Source organism: Thalassobium sp. R2A62 (assembly GCF_000161835.1).
In the GTDB taxonomy this organism is placed as follows: Bacteria; Pseudomonadota; Alphaproteobacteria; order Rhodobacterales; family Rhodobacteraceae; genus Thalassobium.
Map to the genome: position 1 here is coordinate 755,731 of NZ_GG697169.2, position 26,216 is coordinate 781,946.

The 26,216-nt window shown below is 59.7% G+C and carries 1 protein-coding gene; it reads right to left on the reverse strand.

The features are described 5' to 3' along the window. Positions 1-7: 7 nt before the first annotated feature. Positions 8-26,191 (reverse strand): LEPR-XLL domain-containing protein, encoded by a 26,184-nt coding sequence (locus TR2A62_RS03765; RefSeq protein WP_040820156.1) that lies wholly within the window; start codon positions 26,189-26,191, stop codon positions 8-10. Positions 26,192-26,216: the final 25 nt, after the last annotated feature.

Genomic DNA, 26,216 nt, shown 5'->3' on the forward strand with positions numbered 1-26,216 from the left:
ATCGGTACTATGTGCCTATCAGCCAGCCACCCATCTGCCAACCACCATCGGTCCCATCCTCAGCCGCCGCGGCGCGCGCCGTGGCAAATTCGGCCTCCAGGGCACGCAATGCTGGGTCTTCCTGAACTTCCGGTGCGGTGCCATGACCAGTCCCGGACGCGCCTTGTTCGCCAGTACCGTTTTCATCGGACGGCGGTTCGGCCGCATTGGTGGCATCCAGCAACGCGTCTCCCGCCCCGCCCAGCACGCCTTCGATCCTTTGCAGACGGAACCCTGTCAGACCGCTAATCAGGCTCAGATCATCCTCGGACAGCAACCCTTCCATCAAGGCCGCACCGAAAATGCCGCCATCCAGGAACAACAGATCCATCCGATCAAGGATCGAAACCCGCGCGTCGCCAGGGAAGCCGATGTCGATGTTGGTACCTTCGGGCGAGCCAACGATGACAGTGCGCTCAGACGAGAAGTTCACGCCAAGTGTGAGCTGAACCAGAAGGTCAAGATCGCGGACCGCCGGGGTCAGGAACGATGTGATCAGGTCACGATCGCCACCTGTCGGAACAAAACGTACCCGCAGGAATTCACCGGCCACGATGTCGGTTCCGAGCGACAGGCTGAATGTGTCATTGCCGATACCGCCGATCATCACGTCGAACCCGGTTTCGGGGTCATCAAGCGTGTCCCCGATCAGCGTGTCATTGCCGCCATCGGTGATCGCGGTGCTTTCAAAGGTCCGTTGCCCTGAGGCAAAGGGCGTCATGCGGGTCAGCAGGCCATTGTCGCCATTCAACAGATCGTTGCCAAGATTGCCGGTCAGGCTGTCTGCGCCTGCACCGCCAAGCTGGACATCGCGACCGGAGCCACCGACTACAGTGTCGTCGCCACCGGTGCCCGTTTGCGTGTTTTCGACTCGCTCATAGATGCCCGTCGTACCCTCGGCCTCGATCCCACCGGCATCGCCGATCACGATGTTCAGGCCCGAGTCGCTGGTGGACATGTCGTTGCCTTCGCCAAGGATCACCCAATCGTCGCCTGCCCCGGTGCTGACCGTGTCGTCGCCGCCATAGGCCGGGTCTTCGATCGGACCTTCGAACACCGACCGAACGCCGCTTACAAAAGCGAGAGTGCCCTGATCGCCCGCGATGACATCATCGCCACCCGCGGTGGTGATCTGATCCCCTGCCGAGCCACCAAAGATGAACGCCGATCCGTCGCTCGCTGTGATGGTGTCGCTGTCGCCGAATGCGCTGGCATGTGTTGCAATCTGAACCAGTTGCTGGCTGGCCGGGTCCATATCGATCTGACCATTGTCGCCCAGAATGACGCCGCCACCTGTGCCGATGCTCAGATCATCGGTGCCCTGCCCGCCGATCACGAAGTCAAGGCCGCCTGCCATGTTCACGACATCGGCGCCGCCTTCGTCTTCACGCTGCGACTGGATGTTGACGATGCTGGCGGTATCGAATGCCCGGTTGGTGCCCGCGATCTGTTCGATAAGGCCGAAATCCGTGAGGATGACGTTATTGCCCGACCCGCTGATCACATCCGCACCCGGCGCGCTCAATGCATCCCCGGTTTTCACGTTGTACCCGGTCGTTCCAACCTGTTCGGTCACGATCGAGATCAATTGCGGTTGCTTTTCAAGGCGCACCGACTGATCGATAATCAGCGCGTTGTCACCATAGACGTGATCGTTTCCGCCAAGCGCGTTGATCGTATCATCGCCTGATCCGCCAAGCAGATGATCATTGTGGTTGCTGCCAGTGATCCGATCATTGCCGACACCACCCGAAACGATCACGAAGCCGTTCGCCTCGCTCACGTCGATGACGTCATCGCCACCGGCTGCAAATTCGCGCCCCGACCCGTCAAGCGCACCTGTCACGCTGTTGTAGCGCAGGCCATCTTGCGTCGTGTCGCCAAAGATCGCCAGCGTGCGGTTGTTACCGCCGACATTGGCACCGCTGGTCCCCGCAGGCGCCTGAACACGGATGGTGTCATCCCCGCCGCCGCCATGGACAACTGTCAGCGCGTCCGGGGCCGTGCTTTCGATGATCAGCGTGTCGTTGTTGTCGCCCAGCAGCAGTTCGACCACTTCCATTTCATCATAGTTGATACCGGCCTTGAAGGTTTGCGGATCAGGAATCGCCGTAGTGCCGAAATTCAGCACCAGATCGGTTGTGCCCATATCGAAGCCCGAGATGTTGTCGTAGCCCGTGTTTGTGTCTTCAGACATCCTGCCGGACTGGACCGCGTTGCTGCCATCGTTGAACACGACCAGACGGTCGGTCTGTTCGTTCTCGTCCACCGGGTTGGTGACGGCGACAAGTTCAGCGTTCAATTCGGTCGGCAGGGTCTTGGCCACTTTCACGGCACGGTCAGCGCCCGGTCCGACACCGCCAAAGATGAACAGCGGCCCCTGAATGTCAGATACCAGATGGTTCTGCGCACCGGGGTCAATCGTGGGCTGCGGTTCAGACACGATCGTGCCGATGGTCAGATCGATGGTGATCGGCTGATCCCAGTTCGTTGCGTTGAACGTCACCGTCTTGTCAGTGTTGTTCCAGCGCGCGGTATCGGTGCTGGTGGCGATGGTCTGACCGTCCGTCAGAACCGAAATGAAGACATCGGCTGTCGGCATTTTCGACAAGACCAGCGTGTAGGTGTCGGGCGCCGTCGCCGAAACGATGGTGTCACCACCGGTTTCGGTGACCAGAACCTCGCCCTTTTCATTGTCGAAGATACGCACGTCGACCTCGGTCGGGTCGGCAAGATCGTTCCACGACGCTTGCGTCGTATCAGTTTGATCCAGCGCGATGGACAGCCGCTGACGTTCCCGGTTTTCCTCAATCGAGTCGTCAATTGCCGTGACCGTGACATCAATGCCGGTCGCGTAATTGGCCGTGGTGAACTGGACGTGCAGCTTGCCGTCATCAACATAGGTGAACGTCGCGTCCGTGCTGGTGACCGTATAATCACTGGTCGGATAGTCGATCTCATAGACGATATCTTCGCCGACATCAGGCATACGTGACAGCGTCAGCGTCAGGGTTTCGCCAGCCGCCCCTTCTGCGATGTCGATCGACGACGGATTGCCAGCGACACGGATGCCGTAAGCGTCATTGTCGAACACCGTCACTTCGGTATTCGCGATCTTGGTGGTGTTGATCTTGTCGGCAATCTCCACCGGGGTACCGCCTGCGGCCATCGCCTGATGGCTGATGACCACGTCGCGCGTACCTTCGGCAGCGCCATCTTCGGGCGCCTGCACATAGACCCTTTGCCATGTGGTGGAGTTGGTGAAGGTCAGGACAGTCGCAGATTCGTAACCGCTGCCCGAACTGGTCGAGACCAGTGCAGAGTTTGCCTTCACGGCCCCCGGCAAGCTGCGATCCTGGGTTGATGACCGCGCCGCCGATACCGTCAGATACGCGGTCGCCGCAACCGCTTGGGTCATGCGGATGTCGTAGTAGCCGAAGGTCCCGCCTTCGTTGAGGATCGCCAGACCTCTGGTATCCATCTCAAACAGGCCGGAGTTTTCATTGGCAACGTTCAGGCGCAAACCATCAACGAAGATCCCGTTGAAGGCCGGGTCGAGCGAATTCACCGCGTGGTTGACAATGCCCGAGCTGCCTTCGACCTCAAGCGACACGATGTCGGTCATCACGTCGCCCGCGACACTGATGTAATCCGACCCCAGACCGCCAATGACGGTTACTGCCATATTGGCCGCGGTCGACTGGACATAGAACGTGTCGTCGCCTTCCAGCCCGTCGATCTCGGCCTTTTCGACCCCTTCGAAGCTGATGTTCAGACCCGCGCCAAAGATGCCCTGTTCGGTGATCAGGAAGCTGTCGGCCCGTTCGGTGCCAAGCACGACGATCGTGTCAGTCCCTGCCCCGCCGTCAATCGCAAGCGGTGCGTTGATGTTGTAAAGGAAGCTGTCATCGCCGCCGCCGCCAAAGGCTTCGGCATCGCCGCCGCCTGCGGTCCTGGTTGGATCACCCTTTAATACAAAGGCCCGCACGACGAAGATGTCGTTGCCGTCTTCGCCAAACAGTTTCGTCAAACCCTTGTTGGAGTAGACGTTGAACGTGTCATTTTCCGTGCCGCCATAAACGATCATCGGATGGCTGTTGCCGACCGACAGGAAGCCCTGGGTGGTTTCGTTTGTCTCGATCTCATCGCCGAGCAACACATTGGGCACCACACGATCCGACCCGAACATCTGTCCGATCTGAAACGTGTCTGCGCCCGCGCCACCATCCAGCGTGATCATGGTCGACGTGTCGTCTGAATAGAACTCATCTTCCCCGCCAAGCGCGTTCACACGCACACGGCCGTTAATGTTGAATTCACCGGTGTCGCGGGTACCGGTATAAATGATGCGTTCGTAATCATCGGTGGTATCGCCGTTGCTATCCTCGTTCAGCAACGCGACGAATTCCTTTCGCACAAGGACCACGTCCTTTTCACCGTCGCGACCATTGATCGTCAGCACATCCGCGCCGTCCGATTTGGCCCCGGTGTCCGCCACTGTGATGACGTTTGTCACGGCGCCGCTGTTGCGGTTGATGATGTACTCATCGCTTTCCTGCTGACCATCGAGGACAAATTCATCCTCGGCGTCGCGGTTGCCCAGTTCCGTGATCGTGATGTTGTCTTTGTTGCCGCCGGCGCGAACGTAGACGTCGCCGTCAACATCGCCGGGCCGGATCAAAATGGTGTCGCTGTCAACGTTGCCACGGATTTCAGTGCTTGTCGCGCTGATGTCGCCGAAAATCTCGACCGTGGCGCCTGTCCCGCTGTCAAAATTCAAATAATCGGCCAGAAGCAGGACATCACCCGTCACGTCGATTGAGCTTGCGGCGGTCTGGCGAACATCATCACCGACCCGCAGCGTCAGGTCCTGCGCGCCAGTACCATCGTCACCGACCTTCATGTAGCCCGCGATGATCAGGTCGTCGTCGTTCCCGGCGCCTTCGCGGACGGAAATAACAACGTCACCAAGCGACTGCGCAGCAAACCCGCCAAAGTGGTTTTCGTCGATCCAGAGTGATTGCAAGGATTCGATGAACGCGCCGCCCGCTCCGGCATCAAATGACAAACGCTCCGCTTCAATCTCAATATCACTGGCGTTGGTCCCGATGCCCGACGCTTTCATACGCAGGTTGACGGTTTCGACGTTCAACAAGTTGTCAGTATTGCCATCAGTGATCGCATCGGTCGTTTCGATATCGACAAGCGCCTGTGACGTCACGCGGTTGATGGCGACCACACCGGCCGAGCCGAGAACGATGTTGTTCACCGCCTGCGCGGTCAGCAGACCGCCACCTGTCAGCAAGATGTCGAAGCGCTGCAGCGGGTCAATAACACCGATATCGCCAAGCACCGACCGCAGCGTGATGTCATTGGCGCTGAGCACGGCGCCGTCGGCTCCGAACATGGTGCCCTGGCTCAGGATATCCGCAGCCCCTGTGATCGTCAGATCGCCACCCTGAACGTAAGTGTTGAATTCGTGAACGACGAAGTTTCCGCCCACTGAGCCCGCCACGCCGGACCCGACGCGGATTTCGATGCGTTCACCATCCGCGCCAAAGTTGCCGCCGACATCCAGCGTCAGGGTTGACGCCGTGATATCCGCCGACGGGTCATCATCGTCGCTTGAGAAATCGACAACATTGCCGCCGACGTTCAATGCAACGCCCGCGCCCACTTCGATATCGCCAATGCTCAGATTGTCGTCCATCGTCAGCACGAAGTCGCCACCGACCAGCGCAAGCTGAACGGTCAGATCATCGCCCAACTGTTCGACATAGGCGCTTTGCGTGGCTTGCAGCAGCAGCACGCTGTCGCCCGAGGCGTTGATGGTGAAGGGGGTGTCTTCACTGCCGATCATGCCATCCGAGATCAAGCTGATATATTCCTCAGCCGATGCAGCCGCCACGCCATCCGGCGAAATATCGACCATCGAACCGGTGGTCAGCAGTCGCAGGAAGCCGCCACTGTCGACTTTGCGCACATCAAGCGACACGCCGTCATGACCGATCCCCGCCATCGAGGTCGAGGTCATTTCAATGGTCGTCCGGGCGTCGGGGTTGCTGGCGCGCAGGTTCACATCGGCGAAGGGCCGGGCCGAAACGCGCTGAACATCCCAGAAATCTGCAAAGATGTCGCCGGTGTCGATGTCGATGGACCCGACCTCGGGGGTGCGTTCGATGTCGTCTGTAATGTTGTTCCACGCACCGCCGGGTGCGGACCAGTCGACGGACTGCGGTTCAACCGTCAGGTTAGCGCCCGTATACTGGAAATAGCGATAGGTCAGTGCGGTCGTATCGCCGGGCACATCCTGCCACGTCCCCCACAGCACCAGAACATCGCCACTGGTCACATCGACCGTCGGGCGGTTTGCATCCGTCAGATCACCAAACACGAGGTTCAGCGCGGTCCAGCCCGCAGCGGTCTCCAGCGCGCCCTGCTCCGGCGGATCGGTCGGTGCGGGATTTTCGCCAGGGGCCGTGATAATAATATCGGACCCAGTGCGGACGTAGATCTGGTGCACAACATCGACGACATCCTGCACCTGCAGCGCACGGCGAAGGTTCTGGGCGTCAAGTCGTGCCTGATTTTCCGCGTCAGACAGGCTGTCATCGCGTTCAAGCACGGCGGTGAAGTCGATATCCCTGGGCTCGGTCAGCGTGCCGATCTGGCCTTCGCCCGTCGCCGTACCGGCCGCGTTCAAGATAACCTCGGGCGCGATGATATTGGCATTTTCAGCGGCGGCAGTCGCGCCGCCGGCAATCGCCCCGACCTCAAGCAGCGGATACAACGCCTTGGCCACCGCGGCGGGCAAGGTCTGATTCAGGCTGGCAATGCGCGCTAGTTCGGCATCGATCGCCGTTTCGCGCGCCGCATCTTCAAGGAAAAGGCTTTCGACATAGCTAGACTTGATCTCACGGGCCTTGTTGGCGTCGTGGATGACGACGAACTTGTAGGTCAGGTCCGTTTCAATGGCCGCTTTGCGGGCCGCGCCATCATAGCCCGCGAACAGACCGTCATAGGTGCAGGCGGTCACATCTGCCGTAATCGCGGCATCGGTTCCGCGCTGCTGGAATTGCGCCCAGACATTCAGGTAAACATTACTTCCATCCTTGTCGCCTTCGGCCTGAGACCCGTCGCGCACCTCATCGATATAGGATTGAAGCGTGCCGTTGTTGAACGCCCATAGCGCGTCATGGATCGGCTGGAACTGTGCCAGCGCCGCATCGGTGGCCGCTGCGATCTGCTCAGGTGTTTCGCCGCCCGAAAGTGTCCCCGCAACATAGGTTTGAAAGCTGGTCATGTCAGCCAGAACTGGTTTGTCGATCGCGTTGGCATGGATGTTTTCGATGTAGATCCGCACATCGCTGCCGACGCCGACGGCATCGTCGGCCAGCGTTGCGTGCAATCCGCCGTAGGTCTGTGACACACGGCTGGCGAAATCGTTCAACAACTGGCGGTCAACCTCGGCGATGAAGGTGCTCATCTGGTCGATATCGTTGGTTTCGCCATCCACCCAAATCAGGTTGTAATACTGGTTGTAGCTGTCGGTGTTGCGGAAGCTCTTGTCGAATTCCTGAGCGTGAATCGTGCTGAACCGGGCGGTCTGTTGTGCGGTCGCTTGCGCCACCGTCAGGACCGGACCCGTGGTCGGATCAAGAGCCACAGCCGCTTGGGATGCAGCGACCGTATTGGCCACCAGATCATCAAAGGACTGCAGGCTGGACAGATCAGAACTGACCGGACCGGTGCCTTCGGGCGTGCGGATCAGGTTCCAGTAATCGACATAGACCTGATATTCCGACTTCGCCTTGTTATCCAACTCCTGGCCCGCAATCGTACGTTTGCCTTCGGCCAGGCCCAGACGGGACTGATACGCCGCAAGCCGCGCGTCGGTCATCGCGCCGTCGGTTTCAAAGTTGTAATCAAGGATCGACCCGGACAACGCCGTCAAACGGACGGCCCCCTCAAGCGATCCGACAGAGATCGAGCCAAGGCTGTCTTCGGCCTGCTGATCTTCGCGGATAAAGCTGGTGCGGATGTTTTCCGGCTGGACCAGATGCAGATCGCCCGCAACTTCCACCACGTTCATGCCAAGCTTCGCAGCCCCTGCAAAGCCGCCATTGACGACCAAATGGTTGGTATCGATGAAAATCGGCTTGTCGACAGTGCCCACCACCGATTGGCTGGACTGAAGTTCGATCCGGTCGGCGCGGACATGGGGGTTCGACGCTGAACCGCCGTCGGCTGCAAAGATGCCCTGCGGCGCGCTGATATAGACCAGCCCACCAGTGGACCACGCGCGTTTGACCACGACATAGCCGTCCGAGTTCGTGTTCGACCCCAGATCGATCATGATCGCAACATCGGCTTCGATGTCCAGCTCCTGTGTGCCAGCCGGGGGCGTGACAACGGGCGCGGACAAGACGGCAGGCGGCGGTGTAACCGCCGAGGCGAACGACATCAGGCTCATCGGCGCGACGCTAAACGCCGCCGGCGCAGCAAAGGCCGCAGCAGCGACGGGCGCCGGGGACTCGACAAAGTTCACAAGAACAGTATCAAACGTGCCCGTAGATCGGACCGCTTGCAATTTACCTGTGATCGACACGTTCTGCGTTGCGATCACGCTGCCGCCGTTCTTGCCGAACGCTTTGGAAGGTGTGGCGAACAGCGGGTTGATATAGACATGCGCATCGGGCGCCATGCGGATATCACCGGCCAGGTTAACCTCGCCGACGCTTTCGATCCGCACTTCGGGGATCACGCTACCGGCCAGGAATTCAATATTGATCGCACGGTCGGCTTTCAGGCCGATATCCCAGTATTTCTTCAGGCCTTCGGTGGTCGTGGTTTCCTTGTATTTTGTCTTTTTCTTCATGTAACCACCGCCTTCGCTCCACTCGCGGACGGTTTGGTCAAAGTTCTTGAAGGTGGACAGATATTGACCGGCGTCACGGTCATTTTCCGTGAACGTCTGGCCGGTGACGAGGTCAAAATTATCGGTCTGCAGGTCGATTATAGTGCCATCGGCCTTGAATAGGTCGCTCAGTTGAATCTCAAGCTTCGCACCCGCTGCATCCGGATTGTAGCGATAATAAACGGTGGTTTCGCTGCCGCCGCTTGGCGCGAAAGTATGGCGAATGGTATCCCCGTTGAGCAATTCAACAGCCACATTCGTGATGTTCTTGTAGCGCCCGATGATATCAGCGCCGGCGGCATTCGACGTATTGATGCCAAGAGCAGCTGCCAGTTCATTGAAGGCCTGCGTGCCCTCGCTTTCCAGAAGCGGGCTGTCGCTCAGCGTTTCGACATTACGCGACAATTCCGTGCCACTGCCGGCCGGGAAGTTGAAGAACAGGTTAAACGTCTTCCAGTATTCGGTATAAATTTCCTGCACCACCGATGACTGGCCTTCGGTCCAGACGTAATAAGTGCCCGCCTTTGGCGAATGGGTCGTGGTCGAGCTGCCGATTGGGGTGTCGCTGCCGATTTGCGTGAACTGCACGCCCTCGAAAACACCGTTGCTGTCACGCGCAATATCACCCCTGAACTGCTGCCGGATTATCCCGCCGGAGTTCTCCGTATAGACAGTGCGCAACGCGACGTAGTTGTCTTTCTGCGCCTGGTTCGGGTTCGATCCGTCAGACGGAATGTTCAGCGTATCGGTGATCTGGATCACGCCCTGCCGGTCGCGGCTGGTGTTGATCTGGTTCAGGATCAACTTGTGGTTGGAATAGTTGCGGATCGCCACATCGGCAAAGCCGGATGCAACCTTGAGCACACCATTTCCGGTCGAGAACACGTTGCCGGTAATTTCGATCCGGCCACCAGCAAAGTCGATGTCGTCCAGAACGATGGCACGTTCGTTAGCGTCCCAACGGCCCGACAGAGGCACCTGCGTCCCGTTGATGTTCCCGAACGTGATGCCGAACAAGCCGCTGTCGGCCGAACTGACGATTGACCGGCTGGTTGATGGTGGCACGAAGCCTTCGGGGATGGTGATCGAAGCCGACTGAACGCCGGACTGGATCAGCCCGTTGACGTTCACATTGGTTGCAACGATCGAAACCACGCCATTGGCCACAACTGCGGAATTGGCTGCGGCAGAATTACGGCCGTTCTGAATTGCAAGGGCTTCAAGGTTGTTCGTGCCGCCAACATCCGCGTGGCGCGTCGCAACAGAGCCCTTGGTTTCGAAGTCCGACGGCGTAAGCGCCCCGATGAAGTTGCTGACCCCGCCATAAGTCCGCGGATTGGCGCCTGCGTGATACCAATCGGTCGAGACGATGAAATCACCACCGGACTGGATCGCGACTTCTTTCGCCAGAATCTGACCGGTCAGACGGATTGCGCCCGTGGTGGTCGAGACCGTGACCTTGCCGAAGTCATTGACGATCGACCCAAGCAGATACAGGTCAGGTGGCAGATCGGGCAGAGTCCCGAGCACAAAAGTTCCCGAATTGACCGCCCCGCCGGTCCAATACCCATTGGCTTGCGCATACACCGTTTCGATCGCGCTGACATATTCGTACGTCGACCGGTTCACCGCGTTGATGGAGATCTTGATGTCAGCGGTTCCGTCGGACGAATTTCCACCCGAGACAAGCCGGTCATTGGCATAGATGTTGCCGGGGTAGAATTCGGTGTAATCGCCGGTCGCTTCGCTGAAGCGTGCGACTTTGGTGTTGGCGATCACCACGTCATTCACGCGGTGCATCATGAATACATCTGACCGCACGTCGACCTGTACATCCTTGTGGGCGAGCAATGTCGGGTCCGCCCCGGTAGTCAGCACGCTGAAAGTCGTAATAGGCTGTTCAGACTGGATAAAGATCGAGCCCGGCGCCGCGATGATGTTCGGGATCTCTAGGAACACGGCTGGCAGCGTTTCTTCCAGAACAACCGAGCTTCCGTCACTGGGGGGCGGCTCAAGCCCAAGGGCCGTCATCTGGGTTTCGATCTGCTCAAGCTGCGCGGCATAGCGCACCAACGCCTCGGCATTGCTGTTATGGTCACGCATCCACTGGCGGACCTGCTGGTACTGAGATGCCAGAAGCGTGGCCAGCTCCCCGACGCTGATGATCGGGTTGTCCATCGTGCCCGGGCGGATCACGGCGACCTGCTGGAAGAACGCGCTGCGCATGTAGGCGTTGGCGTTCGACCCGAAGGCCTGATCCGTGACAACTGCACCCGGGTTGGCACCAAGGTTCTGCCACAGCGCGGTATTGGTGAAATCTGTCGCCTGAATGGTGATCGCCATCGGACCTTCGCCGAGGAAGCGATAGTAGTTGCCAACCGTCCCTTCAGCCGTACCGCTGTTTGCGGCCTCAAGCTGCACGACATCCCCGTAATAAAGGTCCGTCGCCAGTGTCTCCGGACTCCAGTACTGGATTACGTAATCCTGGTTGTCCGCGACGCCCAGAATGACTTCTTTTTCGCTGCCTGTCGCAGTCCCGGTCTGAACTCCCGCATCGTCGAAGACGGGGCGCGTGATCTGGTTCGACAGCTGGCGCGCTGTACCGTCCGAGTTGATGACAATGTCAGTCCCGTTCCAGCGGTTCAGCGCCCCGTCACCGACATAGGCGACCTCATATACCGTCTGGTAATTCACCCCGGCGCGCAGGCGCGCACCCGGGTCGATGACCACATTGGCCGAGCCGCCATGGCTTCCCTGGTTCGTGACGTTGTAGCCATAGGGCGGGATCGCAAGAACCAGCACCAGGCCATCATTGCTTTGCTGGAACAGCCCGCGTTCGGCGGACACAACCACATTACCGGCGCTGTTGATCTTGGACGTGCCGTCAATATCGACCGAGGCCACACGGTTGGTGGTGTTGGTCTGCAGCGCAACGCCAAGCGAGATGAACGCCGACACCAGTGACCCGTTAGCCGCCGTGCGCGACACGGTCGAACTGACGGTGTTGTTTGCCTTACCGGCGCTGACCTCGACCCGCAGGCCTTCGATCGTAGAATTGTCGATATCGATCCGGGTGGCGGTGTTGGTGATTGCTTTCACATCCAGGCCAAGGTTCGCAGACAGCAACCCAGACTGGAACACCGCGCCATCGGCAGTGTTGCGCATGTTGGCGCGGGTTTCAATCTTCACGTCGCCGCCAAGATTATCGATATACACGCCGTCCATAGACACATCGGTTTCGGCATTGATCGTCTGATCAGTGTCGGACACTGCGAGACCGCCCAGACCAGACAAGGCGAAAATCTCAACCGCATCGGCGACCGAATGGTCGGTGAGCGCGCGGACCACGACCCGGCTTGGGTCCGTGAACGTGCCCTTGCCTTCGATCCACAGATCACCAAGCGAGATGGCCGACCGGGATTTGTCGCTATCTGTGCCGACGGTGGCGTCGGTTCCGATGACGGTCACGCCGGCCAGGTTGCCGGAGCCCGACGACACGTTCGATGCCACCTTCGCGGGCACTCCATTCGTGCTGACAACCGCTTCCTTGTAGACCTTGTTGTAGGTGTCGATCTGCACCGACGTGCCGGTAATCTTGCTGCGGCCATTGCCGGTCAGAAAATTGATCCGCGCGTCGCCATTGGCATACAGGTTAAGTTTCGCGCCCGCGCCACTTGCCGCCGCAAAGCTGTTGGCGTCCGCGTTACCATCCATTTCGCGCGATGCGCGGGCGGACAGGTTCACACCATCTGCTTCGATCTGGGTGTTCGATCCGACCGATATTTCAGATGTCGTGTTGTCGCGCACATGGCTGACAGCCCCGATCGCGACAAACCCACCACCACCGCCTGCCGTGGTGTCCACAAACATGTCGGTAATCAAATCGGCCAGCGCATTCAACTGTCGGCTGACGATTTCCACGTTGTTTATCAATACGATGCCACTGTCGACATCCTGACCCAAACCTGCTTCGGCAAAGGCGGTCATCGAGCCGATGGCGCCCAGACCCGCAGACACACCAAGCGTGGACGAGCGCAGGAACAGGTCAGCGCGCGAAGTCAGATCAACGAATTGTTCGCCCACCAGGACCGCGTTGTCTATGGTCGTGTCGACGGACCCTTCGGCTTCGGCCCGCGCAACGTTCACTTCCACCGCGATGGTGCCGACGCTGACACCGGTGGCGCCGACATCCTTGATATCGACATCCGACAGCGCTGCGACTTCGATTGAATGCGCGGTCACACGGGCGTCCTTGACCATGGCAGACACGGTCGAACTGTGACGCGAAAGCATGACAGCGGCGCCCACGGCCAGGCCGATAGGCGCAATCGCGGTATTGATGTTGGCGACGTTACTGTCGAATTCGGCCGTGTCCTTGGCCTCGACCGTCACCTTGCCCGATGTCGCGCTGACCTCGGATTCCTTACCGGACAGGTCGATCTTGGCCATGACGCTGTTTTGCACCGTCAGCGTAATTTCGAGCCCACCGCCGGTCGCGGAAATACCGCCACCCGAGATGGCCACGCCAACCCCGTTCAGGTCCAGCAGGCGCGAGATCGAATCCGCGTCCACGGTCACGTCGCCGCCCGCTTCCAGCACCCGGCCGACATGCCCGGTATGATCCACAACGGCATGCGATGTGTTTTGGACATCCACCTGCAGGATGCTGACATTGATCGCAATCGCGCCAAGTCCGACAGACATCGCGACGCCCACCATTGTAGAGCCAGAGCCGTTCGGCACGGCGTCATTCACGAGCGTCTCGGCAAAGGACAGCACGCTTATGTCGCCGCCAGCCGTGATCAGGCTGTTCGTGGAAATCGCTTCAACCGTTGAATAGTTCGAGACCGACACCCCGATACCGGCCCCTGCGACCGACCCGCCAAGGCCGATGGCAACGGCAACCGATGCTGTGGCGGCCTCGACCCGATGCTCTTCCTTGGCGTCGGCATTGACCTGAACGTTGCCACCAGCGGTCAACTGGCTGTTAGTCACGACCGCACGCGTGCGTTGTTCCCGGTCACCCGGCCCATCGCCACCGACGCGGCTGGACAGGATAGACACCCCGATCGACCCAGCGCCCGCGATGATGCCGCCGCTGACAGCGGCTGAAACCGTGACGATCCGCGCTTTGAGAAGCGTGTCGTTCGTCGCGATGGCATCGATATTACCGGCATAAGCCGTCAGCCGCGCGTTCGTGATGAAGGCTTCGCTGTTGTTGGAAACCGCGTTGTGCACCGATGCGCCCGCCCCGGAAATCGCGATGCCGCCAAACAGACCGAAGGACGCCGCGACCGAAGCCGCAACCGCCGTGCCGAAGACCGTGGCATCGTTGTCGGCATTGACGGTAATGTTGCCACCCGTTGCCGGAATGGCATCCACAGCCGGGGTGATAATAACCGGTGCCCCGCCTCCGGCAGGAACAGTCGTGACCGCCGGAATGCCCGCAACGCCCGCGGTCCCTGCCACGACCATCTGATCGACGCCCAGGGCGCCATCCGTGATCTGTGCCTTGACGTCATTGCTGACGGTGCTCTGCGCAATCGCGACCCCGATAGAAATGGCGACCCCGACGGCCAGCCCCCCAACGCCCACAGCGACCGATGCGCCGACGGCGATGGCCTGAATATCGGCATTATCTGTCGCAGCCACGTTGAGGCTGCGCACGGTCAGCATGGTGTTCAACCCGCCGACCGGACCGCTGGTGCGTGTCACCTCGGCCAGGGTGTTCACATTAACCTTGTTGTAGACGCCCGCGCCCGCGCCGGACAGGGCGCCCGCCACATCGCTCGATACCGCGACGGCGGCGGAAATGGCGTCCCCATTGGCGAAGATGCGCGACGAATTGGTTGCCGTGACGGACATCTCGCCAGCCACAGTCATGCGCGCGTCGGCGACCCGTGCGATCACGTCGAATGGGTTGCTGGACGATCCGACCTCATTCGACACAAAGACCGCCCCGATCGACGCTGCGCCTGCACCACCGGTGCCCGCCGCACCAACACCGGCGGCCACGACGACCACATTGGCATCAATGTCGATCTTGTTAAGCGTCCGGACCGTCACCGATCCGGCCCCACCCGCGCCGATATTGCTCAGCCCGGCAATGGTTTCGCCGCTGATATCATTGATAGAATTGGCCCCGCCACCGGCAAGCGCGATCCCCGTCGCACCACCAGCTGCCACCGCCACCGAAGCCGCGACAGAGGTGGAGTTGATCTCAAGCTTGTCGCTGCCGCTTTCGGTGTCTGCGAACACCTCCAACGCGCCGGATTTCGCATCCAGCGCGCCGGCAGCGCTAAAGCCGCTGATCCGCGCTTTGGTCGAGGCGTCGATGGAGTTGATCGAAATACCGACAGCAATCGACAGGGCCACGTTCGATCCGCCGCCAGCCGCAACTGCAACTGCAGCCGAGCCGATCACAGCGGTGATTTTCGATAGGTTCAGTGCACCGACATGAATGCCGTTCGCAACGGTCCGGTGACTGCTATTGCTGCCCACGATCTCAGCCAGAACACGGGACGAGCCATAGTTGCCAGCCCCTGCCCCGGCGCCAGCCGCCGAAAGGCCAAAGCCACCCGATGCCGCAACCGCAACCGAAGCCGCAAGAACCACAGCAGTGATGATGTTGTCGGACCGCGCATCGACATCCAGCGCGCTATCAAGCGTGACCGCGCTGTCGGCGATCCGTGCCGCCACAACATAGCCTTCGCCCGCAGGCAGCCCGACGATCGGGTCGTCGAGGCCCTGGGTTTCGTTTGATGCTGCCGAAACACCCAACGAGAACGACAGGCCACCACCTGATCCCGCCGAAACCGAAACCGCAATACCGACCACGACCGATACGATCTGCGCGGTGCCATGCGCGTTCACTTTCATCGCGTTGGCACCCGTGATCGTAGCACCCGACACAACCGCGTACGTTGCGCCTGCAATGATGTTGCCGCTACCCGCGCCGCCGCCTGCAAAGGCAATCGCGCCCGATGTAGCAGCCACAGCGGCAGCCAGTGATACGGCCGCGATCAGCCCGGAATTTTCCGCATCCACATAGATGTTGGTGCTCCCACCACCGGTGGCGTTGACGGTGCCTGAAAGCCGCGCGCCGACTTCGCCAGAGATCTTGTTGACCGCCGCCGAGAACCCGACAGCGCCGCCAACGGTGGACCCGCCGACGGCCGCAGCCGCGCCGATAGCGACCGCGATGATATCCGCGTCGTTGCGGGCCAGAACACCCAGATCAGCCTGATTTTGCAAGTTGACCGTGGCACTTCCGATCTCGGCAATGATCGAGCTGTCGATATTGGAATAGGCCACGCTGCCTGCGACCGCGATGGCAATCGCCTGCCCCGGCCCAATGGCTGCTGCCGCGCCCACCGACACCACGACAATGCCACTGGCATCATCGGCCTTCACCAGCAGACCCTTGGTCTGACCCGCTTCGCCGTCAATGATTGCGGTCGTGTCGGTGTTGGTCAGGTTGAAGTTCGCACCGCCATCAACAGAGGCTTTGATCTCGCGGTCAACCTCGGTGTAGGCGAGGTTGAAGCCGATTCCGACCATTTTCGAACCGCCGATTGCGGCGGTGATGTTGACCATCTGCGACCGCAGATCGGATTTATCGAGTGTATTATCGTCCTGGCTGAACGCATCGTCATCGAGACCGTCAATAGCACTAGTCAAGTAGGCGTTGTCCTGCCCTGCCCCGACTGGTTTGCGCGACCCGGCGGTGATCTGAACATGGCCGGACGCGTTGACCGTCACCGGGCCATTCACGCTGGACAGGATCGACCGGTTGCTGGTGATCGTGCCGAAGGCCGCGCCGACGCCGCCATAGCTCAGCCCGACACCGACCGCACCCGCGATGGACACGACTGTTGAGCTCTCCTGCGCCGAAACCGTTAGGTCCCGCAGCGTCCATGTCTTGGCGCTGGTCGGCGCAACGGATGAGCTTACAGCACCACTGAGCGTGGTAACGGCAATTGAGCCGCCAAGAGCGAAACCACCCGAGCCCGCGCCACCGATCGCGATGGTCACATTGGTCTGGTTGGCGCGTGCGATGACCGACGCGTCATTGGTCATGGAAACCGTACCATTGACCTGCGTCGTTACGGCTGTGTCAATCAAAGCAATTGCAATACCCGCACCGCCTGCGCCGCCCTTGGACGGATCGAACGCAATGCCGACGCCACCTGCAATGGTCGTGTGATCGGAAACATTGACCGCTTCAGCACGCATCGATCCGGTGCCCGCTAGGGTCGAGGTTACATCCACGACAACCTTGGTGCCAATATCGTTGCGGTTCACCGCCGCGCTACCAGCCAGCGCGAAACTTTTCGCAACTGCAGCCCCGACCGCGATGGACACCATCGTCAGGTCCGATGTGGCAACGGCCGACAACAGACCCGACCCGCTGGTCAGCGTTGACCCGGTGACCAGAACCTCGGTCCCGCGTGTCTGGCCAGCGTCATTTTCGGCTTCGCCCGCGATGTTGACTGCAATCGCAACACCAACGGCAGCCTTGCCGGTCGAAACGGCGACACCGCCAGCCGTGACGGCAAGCGCGCTTTCGTCGAAGGCAATGAGCCCAAGCGCGCCAGTGCCTGCCACCGAAATCGTGCTGCCGGTTGATTCCACAACCGTGCTGCCATTGTAGACGTTGATCGCCACCATGCCGACGCCTGCGCCCTTGGCACTAGCTCCGATTGATGCCGCAGCCCCGAAACTGAGGTTCACAAGCGTGATCGAGTTCACTGCCGTCGCTTTTAGCGAAGCAGCCTCAATCCCGCTGCCCATGATGACATGATCAACATGGGTTTCCACCAGACTGCCGATCACGGCGATGCCGACGGCGACGCCAACCCCGGCAGCTCCACCATAGGCACCCGCGCCCGAGATATGCAGCCAAAGAGTGTCATTGCGCGCTTCGATATCCATTGCCGTTGCAGCGCCAAGCGTAATCTGCCTGGCGGACTGGCCGAATAAGCCAGCGTCAATTTCAGCCCGGGCGACAGTGACAGTGACCGATCCGGCCACGCCGACGCCTTTGGAGCCTTTTGATACGGCAACACCGACGGCCAGGCTGAAGTAGCCCGAATTGTCCCGCGCACGCATCGTCAGGGTGCCCGCGCTCAACATCATCGCAGTCGCGGTCGTCGTCGCAATGCGCGACGCTATCTCTTTTTGGCTGTCGATCACCACGAAGGCACCTGCAACGCCAACGCCCTTTTGCGTGGTTGTTATGGCACCTGATCCGGCAACCAGAATGCGGTTAGCCGTGTCTTCGGCCCGCATGGACAGCGACGCCGCGCTCAGGCTTGCCAGACCAGTGATATCGGTCGTGACGAAAATATCCTCTTCAAATCCGATAGCGGAGCCAGAGACTGCAAACCCCGAATTTGATTTAGCAGCACCCTTGCTGACCCCAGATCCGACCTTGTCCCCGACACCGGCGGTGTCCGAAGCACCTGAAGAGGACGGCTGTGAACTGCTAGCCCCGGAGCCCGTGCCCGGAGGAGCCGGTTTGGCTACAGAGGCCGCAATCGACCCCGCCACAAAAGCGCCCTTGACCTCGGCGTCCATGGTGATGGCGCCATCGACTGCAATGCTGCCGCCCCCGGTTCCGTCTTCGATCAGAACTTCGGCGCGACGATCGCTCAGGAATGTCAGCCCCGAAATGCCGACAGCGACACTGTTCGACCCCGATACTGCACCGGCAAACTGCACGATTAATGTCTGTTCGGTCGCATCCAGATCAAGATTTCCCGACAGCGTGATGTTCACGCCAGAATGGATCCGGGTAATTGCGGAACTATCAACTGTAGTGTGGTTCCACGACCCATTGAGCGACATCGACGATCCCTTGCCGCCAGCCGCCGCCAATCCGAAGTTCAGTTGTGATGCATTGCTTGCGACAGTCATATTGTTAGCAATGATCACCGCGTCGCCAATATATGCTTCGGCCTTCGTCGTCTCAAACAGTACCGAAACCGATGCGCCGACTGCTTTTTTGGTCTCACCCTCACCAGCCGGGTTCTGGACCGCTTTGCGGTCCTTCACATTATTTTTGTGGTTATTATAGAATTCGCCAAGTCCCTTCTTGAAGCCCTTGTCGCGCGCAGGATCGGGTGCTGCATCTAGGGTTGGTCCAAACGGTGCAAAATTGCCGTGCAGGGCAATCATGTCATTTTGTGCGGCGGCGCTGACATTCACATGATGCGTTGTGCCGGCGGTGCCGACATCAAGTCCAGTATCGGTGACGACAATCTTGGCGCCATCCTCCACCTTGGCATTGGCCTGGAAATCCAGAATCACGACTGAAGTCGCAACTGCGATGCTCAGGGTTTCACCGCGCGCAAAGCTCTGGGCCCAGATGTCAAACAGGTTCGAGGCAAGGCCAAAGTTGTCATCTACATGGTCCGCTGCCGTTCCGACCAGATCGAGGATCGAGACATTCGGAGAGAACTCTTCCCAATTATTAACTTCATTGACGTAGTCTTCGGTGCTGAGATCAACCTGTGTCTGGGGCAGCAGGGCCTTGTAGCGTTTATCACCGTCCTCGACAACGTCACCCACATTAATGTTTTTGACGCCGTCCGTAGATTTAAAATCCGGCGAGGATGCAGCATCTATGATCGGCGCCACAAGTGTCGCACCCCAAAGCCCAAGTGGGTCGATTTTGTTCTCAGACGCGGCCTTGACGGATACTGCGCCCCGCGCGCGCAGGGTCGTGTTGCCTTCGATGATCGCGTCAGCGTCGATATCCATCACACCTACATTTATCGCGACACTGCCACCGGCCTTGGACGAGCCTGCACCGCTTTTGCCTTCGTTCGACGCCAAAGCGGTCGTTGTCATCTTGGGGCGCGCCGACACGGTGCTGACAATGTTCGTGGTTTCTCCCACCTTGATCAGGCTGGCAGATCCATCCTTAAAGCCAAGCGAGGCATCCAGATCGTCTTTATCGACCAGAATGCTTATCGCGCCCGCGATTTGCACCTTAGGTTTGACCGGCGCTTCATCCAACGTTTCGTCAAGCCATTTGGCAATCTTGTCGCGAAAGTTTTTGTCTTTATCGTCTTTGGGCGCCGAGTTCGCGCGCTCCTTGATGGCTACGCCGCCAACGGCGCCTGCGGGCACCGCGCCTTTTATAACATCAGAGACAAAATTGCCGAGAGACAAGGTGCCGGTTGACGCCCCGGCTAAGAGACCTTGAGTTTCATACGGCAAAAACCAAGCATGCTTCATCTCAAGAGACATTTTATGAGTCGTGGCCTGCACAACCAGATTTCCACCAACTGTCAGATCTTCACTTGCAACACCGGCACTGGTCGTGTTGACGCCAACCTCAATTGGTACGGCAAGGGTAAAAACGCCATCGGCGCCGCTAGCGGCTCTGGCCTCGGTGTAGATGCGTTCGATCGTATCTGCGGAAACCCGCAAATCGCCGCCAACTGTGCTGCCTGATTTGGCCGACACCATCACTTCGTTTTCGACGATGTTCACCGACACCGCGATACCGATTCCCACCCCGGCCAACCCACCACTATCGGCTTTGACCGAGTTCGACATATCCGCGATGGACCGAACCTCCATATCGCCCTCTATGTTGAGAAGGCTGTCGATCTGGATCGTGTGATACGCCTCAGACAGACCAACACCGATACCCGCCACAATGGCGATCGGCGAGGCCGAGTTCAAGCCGTGTGTAATGATCCGAATATCCAGATCACCATGTTCACCTGTCCCGGTCGTGGTGAACGTCGAGTGCTCGGTGGCTGTAAGATTGATATCAGACACGATCCGCGAATTGGCCGAAATCAGCGCCAAGCTTTCTAGCAAATCCGCAATCATCTCAAGCCCGCCTACTAGTGAGGCGCCGAGCGTGTCCCAGAACGATGGGGTCGCAGGATCATCACCGGTGGATACCTCTTTGGCGGGCAGTTTGCCTGCGCGCAGATCGATCCGGATATTTCGGCCTTCGACCTCTGCAGTTCCGGAGCCGCTATCTGCGGCGCCGAATGTGTAGTTAATATCAAGTGCCTGGATTTGGTAGAAGCCCGAGGTCCACCGCCGGTCTTCGGACCGGCCCATAAAAAACACATCGCCATTCGACAAAATCTTAGTGCCCCGATCCTGGGTGAAATTCGTCGTCTCGAAGATTAACCGGTCGGTGTCACTTGCGGACCCAAGTTGCACGATATTGGATTGGACATGGATCGAGTCGGCCTTGATCGTGAACACGCCGGAGCCATAGGTCGTCGTGCCGCCCGCCAGCGTCAGATCAGAGGTTGTGCTGTCATCCACGCGCGTGATGCGCAGTTCATCCGCGCGTTCCGGCAGGACACCTAGCGTCACCTGATCGGTGATACCGGTCAGGATGCTGGACAGGTCACCGCTGAACGTGCCGCTCAGTTCAACGAACACCTGATCATTGGTGTTGTTGGCGGCCGTGGCATCGACATTGATCGTCGGCATCGTGAGCGTACCACTGGAGCGTTCGACAATGATTGTGTCTTTTCCGGCGGCCTTCGTGATGGTGTCCGCACCGCCGCCGGTGCGATAGATGAATTTCCCCGTCAAAGCCGCCGCATCGACGGCCTGAGCCGAACTATCGCCGCGTGCTTCAATGATCTCGACGCCCGAGAACGTCGCGGTCAGGGCGCTCGCAACCGTCGCGGTCGTGGCGGTGAACACGAAGTCACCGGCTGTTCCGGTCGTGCTGAGGATCAGGTGATCCTTGCCCGCACCGCCTGTCACGACGTCGGCACCGCTCCCGGCGATCAACAAGTCGGACCCTGCAGACCCTACAATCGTGTCCGCACCAGCCGTGCCGTCGATCAGCGCGGAGATGCCGCTGCCCATGGATGACGTAACCGACGCGCCCGAAAACGCGACATCCGACAGGCCCAGTGCTTCCAGCATGTATGTGTCGACATAGATGTCCTGCACCGTGCCGGAATTGCCCTGCGTGGTGGAATTGTCGATCTCGACGCCTTCAAAGCGCAGATCGCCCGTGCCCGCAACGGACGAGGTGATGATCAGTTCACCATTGGTGATCACCGCGCTCAACCCGGTCACTGCATTGAACGCGTCCAGCACGTCCTGCATCGTCGTCGCATCAGCCGTCAGGTCAACGTAAGCCACTGAATCATCGGGGTGGATGACCTTCAGGTCATAGGCGGTTTCGCCGGTATCAAAGCTGGCCGGGGCAAGTGGGTTGCCGGTAGTCGGGTCCCGGTTCACAACACTCAATTGGTCATTGTCGCTGGCCCGGATCGGCAAGCCCGCACCAGCGTTCAACGTCGAGAGCTGCGTAGCTGCTGTCAAGGCCCCGGCATTCAAACCGGACGCATCCAGATTGTCATCCCCGCCCGTGCCGATCAGATGGAAGTCTTCAAAGCCCGTGTGGTTCACCGCGCCCGCCGTCAGGGTCACCGTGGCATCGGTCAGAACCTGGCTGGTCTGGCCCGAAACCCGAAGCCTGTCAAACCCGTCTCCCCCGGTCAGAACCACACCCGCACTCAGCGGGCCTGCGCCTGTCAGGTTAAGGAAATCGTCGCCTTCACCCAGATCGGCGCTGTCATTGGCGCCAAGGGTGACATGGTCAATCCGGGCTGAGCCGGTGATCGACACCGCCCCGCTCCAGCCATCCACATCGGCCCAACCGGGCACGTCTGTCTGAAAACTGAAGGCTGCGGATTCAATTCCGCTGATGGTTTCCCGCGCGTCTGCACGGGCGCCTGCCGTTGCCACGGCGTTAGCGGTGAACGCCGTCTGGCTGCCGGCCGAAGGGGTCCAGGTGCCCGCTCCGGACATCGCGAGGCCCAGATCGCGCCCGCCAAAGGCGTTTTCGAAAGTCATCGTGATGCTGGTGATCTTGTCATCGCCATCGCGGACGATCGTCAGGTCATAGGCCAGAGTGTCGAACTGGCGCAGCGCCTGAATGGCGGTTTGCACCTGCGCCGTCGTGGCATCAAAGCCAAGCGCCGCGGTTGTCATCTCGATTCCGTCCAACCCACTGATATTCAGGCGGAAACTGTCATCTGCCCCGCTTGATGCCGGTAAGGTCAGCGCCAGCGTATAATCGGTGTCGGTCGCGCTGTCATGGTAGAGCCCACCAGCGGTCAGGTCATAGGATCGGAACCCGTCTTCTTTCAGAAGATCGTTGCCGCCGCCGCCGGTGAAGCTGTCGCGGCCTTCGCCGCCAGTCAGGATATCCGCGAGGGAGCCGCCTATAAGCGTGTCATTGCCGCCATTGCCGATCAGGAGGACGCTGGCCGAGGTAAGAGCGGACGCGTTGAAGATATTGGCATTGTCGTCGCCCGCCAGACGGATCTCGTTGAACACACCAATAAGGCTATCGATCTTTGACGTTGCGCTGCTAGTAATCTCGATATTGACGCCTGCAGCCACGCCATCTCGCACGACGCGGTTTCCGGCCACATCCGTAACCACGTAAAACGCAGCGGATGCGCTGGAATTGGTCATCCGGTCATTGCCAGCCGACCCGATAAACCCATTGTCCACGCCCAAACCGCTGGTCAGAAAATCATTGCCAGCGCCGCCGTGAAGGGTCGTGCCGCCAGTGAACGCCGCCGCGTTGATCGTCACGGCGGTGGTTGTGGTCTGGGGCGTCAGGATCACGGCCTTGGAAATGCCCAAGAGGTTTGCAGAGCCATCCGCACTGCTGCCCGTCTGCGCCAAGGCTCCATTGGTCAGCGTCACGGTGCCCTCAGCTGAACGATAGGCGATGGTATCAGTTCCGCTGCCACCTTCGGCAGCGGCCCCGGCCAGCGTCACCAGACCCAACTGGTCATCACCGTCATGCGCCTCGATCAGCAACGTGGCCGCGTTCCCCAGAAGCGCGTCGTTCTTGTTGGTGCCGATCAGCGTTCTGACGTCACCTTTGAATTCCGAGAACCCTGCCGCTTCTTCAATCGACAGATCGACAATCACGTCGCCGTCATAGGTGCCGATGTTATTGCCGGCATCGCCAAAGTAGCTCAGCGTCAGGGGCCGCGTGCCGGTGTTCTGGCCGCGCGCAATGGTCGAATAGGCCAGCGAAGCGCCGCCCGCGACGATCACTCCCTCATAAACCGTGGTGACATTCCAGACAACGCTGCCACCACCGCCAAGGTTCATGACCAGCTGGTCTTCGTCACCCGATGACCCCTGCCCTTCGATGGATTCGACATTGGCAAAGCTGACACTCGCGCCCTGCGCCACGCCGGTTGGCAGAATGGCGGTGAACACACCGTCCGCGCCGTTGCCGTCCAGCACATTGACCTGGAAACGGCTACCCAGAGGATTGGTAATTTGGTACGGGCCATTGATCGGCAAGCCCGTCACTGGATCGCGTTCAATCGGGTTACCGTCAGCGTCAAAATCAGGTTCCGCCGTGGTGAAATCATCGTCATCGACATATGCGACCCGGTCGGATCGCGCATCGGTATCACCGATCAGAATGTCATCGCCAGCACCCGCGTCGACCGAAGCGGTATTCGTGAACCGGGTCAGAGTGATCGTGTCGGCACCGGCGCCGGTTTCGATCAAGATCGTGTCTGCCGCTGCAATGACCTCGTCATCGCCGGACCCGGTGCGGACACCGACAAAGCCCAAAATCTCAAGGAAACCACTGGCCGTGCCAAGACCGAAATCAACCGACACGTCATAGCTTTGCGTCGAGTAATCCAGCACCGACCCGGCGCCAGTCACGATCAGAAATTCGATGTCGTCCGCCTTGAAAAGGCCGGTGCCGCCGCCCGTGATCTCAAGCTCGGCATTGTCTTCGGAACCCTTGATCGCAACCGTCAAATTCGGCGCATAGCCCAACGTCAGTCGGTCATCGCTGTCGCCGCCCCGGATTTCGTCAACCCCGGCAAGCTGCGCGGTCTGGTTCAGATCGATCCAGAGATCTGCGTCCTCTGGCGTGGCGGGGTTTTCAGGATTCTCAAAGAAATCCAACGTGATGGTGGCTTCGGGCAATGCGCCCGCGCCGCGTGCGGTCACGTTCCATTCCAGCAGATCGTCGGTGCCGTAAAATACGTCACGCCCGTCAAGCAGGTTGAAATCGACGCCCTGCGCGGCACGCCCTGTGTCGATGCCGCCGGTTCCCGTAAAGCCCGAAATCCCGTCGGTATCCAGCATCGTCGGGAAGAAGCGCACGATATCTGCAGATGCATACAATCGCAATTCGCCGCTTTCGGCGTTGATGTCGGCGCCCATGCCCGATGCGCCCCGGCTTTCGCCCGACAGGTTGAGATGGGTGTCACCGGCGCCTTTGAAGCCATCCGCCCCAGTAAATTCGAAGGAAAACTCGCGCGCCGCCGTGGTCCCTCCGACAGCGGTGGTTGTGGTGAAGCGTTTCAGGCTGGTTTCGCCATCCCACGTCAGGCCCCATTCACTGGAGCCCGCGATGCGATCCGACAGGATATCGCGGCTGCTTTCGCCTTCGATCGCAGTCACACCTGAGAACCGCAGGAATTCATCGCGCGTGCCATTGGGATATGTGACGCGGTTGTCCAGCGTGCGGTCGCCCTCGTCGGGGTTCGTCATGTCGCCCGTGGGCTGCAGCAGCGCCAATTCGCCGGTCAAGCCCGTGCTGTTCAAAGCATCCAGCGACCAGACCATGCCATCGCTTTTTTCAGGGCCCTTGATCATATCTGAGCCGTCAGCAAGCGAAACGTTGAACTGCACCACGTCATGCAGGCTAAGGATCGACTGGTCGATGGTCAGATTATTGTTGGAGTTGTTACCGGAGATGTTCAGAGTGTCAATGATCGTGCTTGTCTCGTCCCAATCACCAGTGACGACACGTTTCTGGCCATCAATTTCGACGATCCGACGTTCCGCGATCACGTTGCTGCCCAACGCCGAAACGCCCTGGATCAGTTGAACGCGCTTTTCCTTGACGTTGTCGGGCTCATCTTCCGTGCCGCGATTGTATTCTTTTTCAACGACACGCAGCGTGGCATCCGAGGTGATGGTCATTGCTGCGGCAATTGGGTCCCCGGAAAGCAAAAGCCGGGGCTCGAGCGTGTCGATCCCCAGCCGTTTTTTAGGAAGCCGTGAACGTTTGCCAACAAACAGGTCGCGCGCCCAATCGGAGAACCAATCCTGTAGTCTGGACCCCTGGGTCCAGGGCTGACGAACCGCCCATCCCGGCGCGATATCCTCATTCGCTCCGGTCAATCGGGTTGCCCGGATGCGTTCCTTCCGACCGAATGATTTACTCACAATCAAATCCCCAATGTGCAGTCCG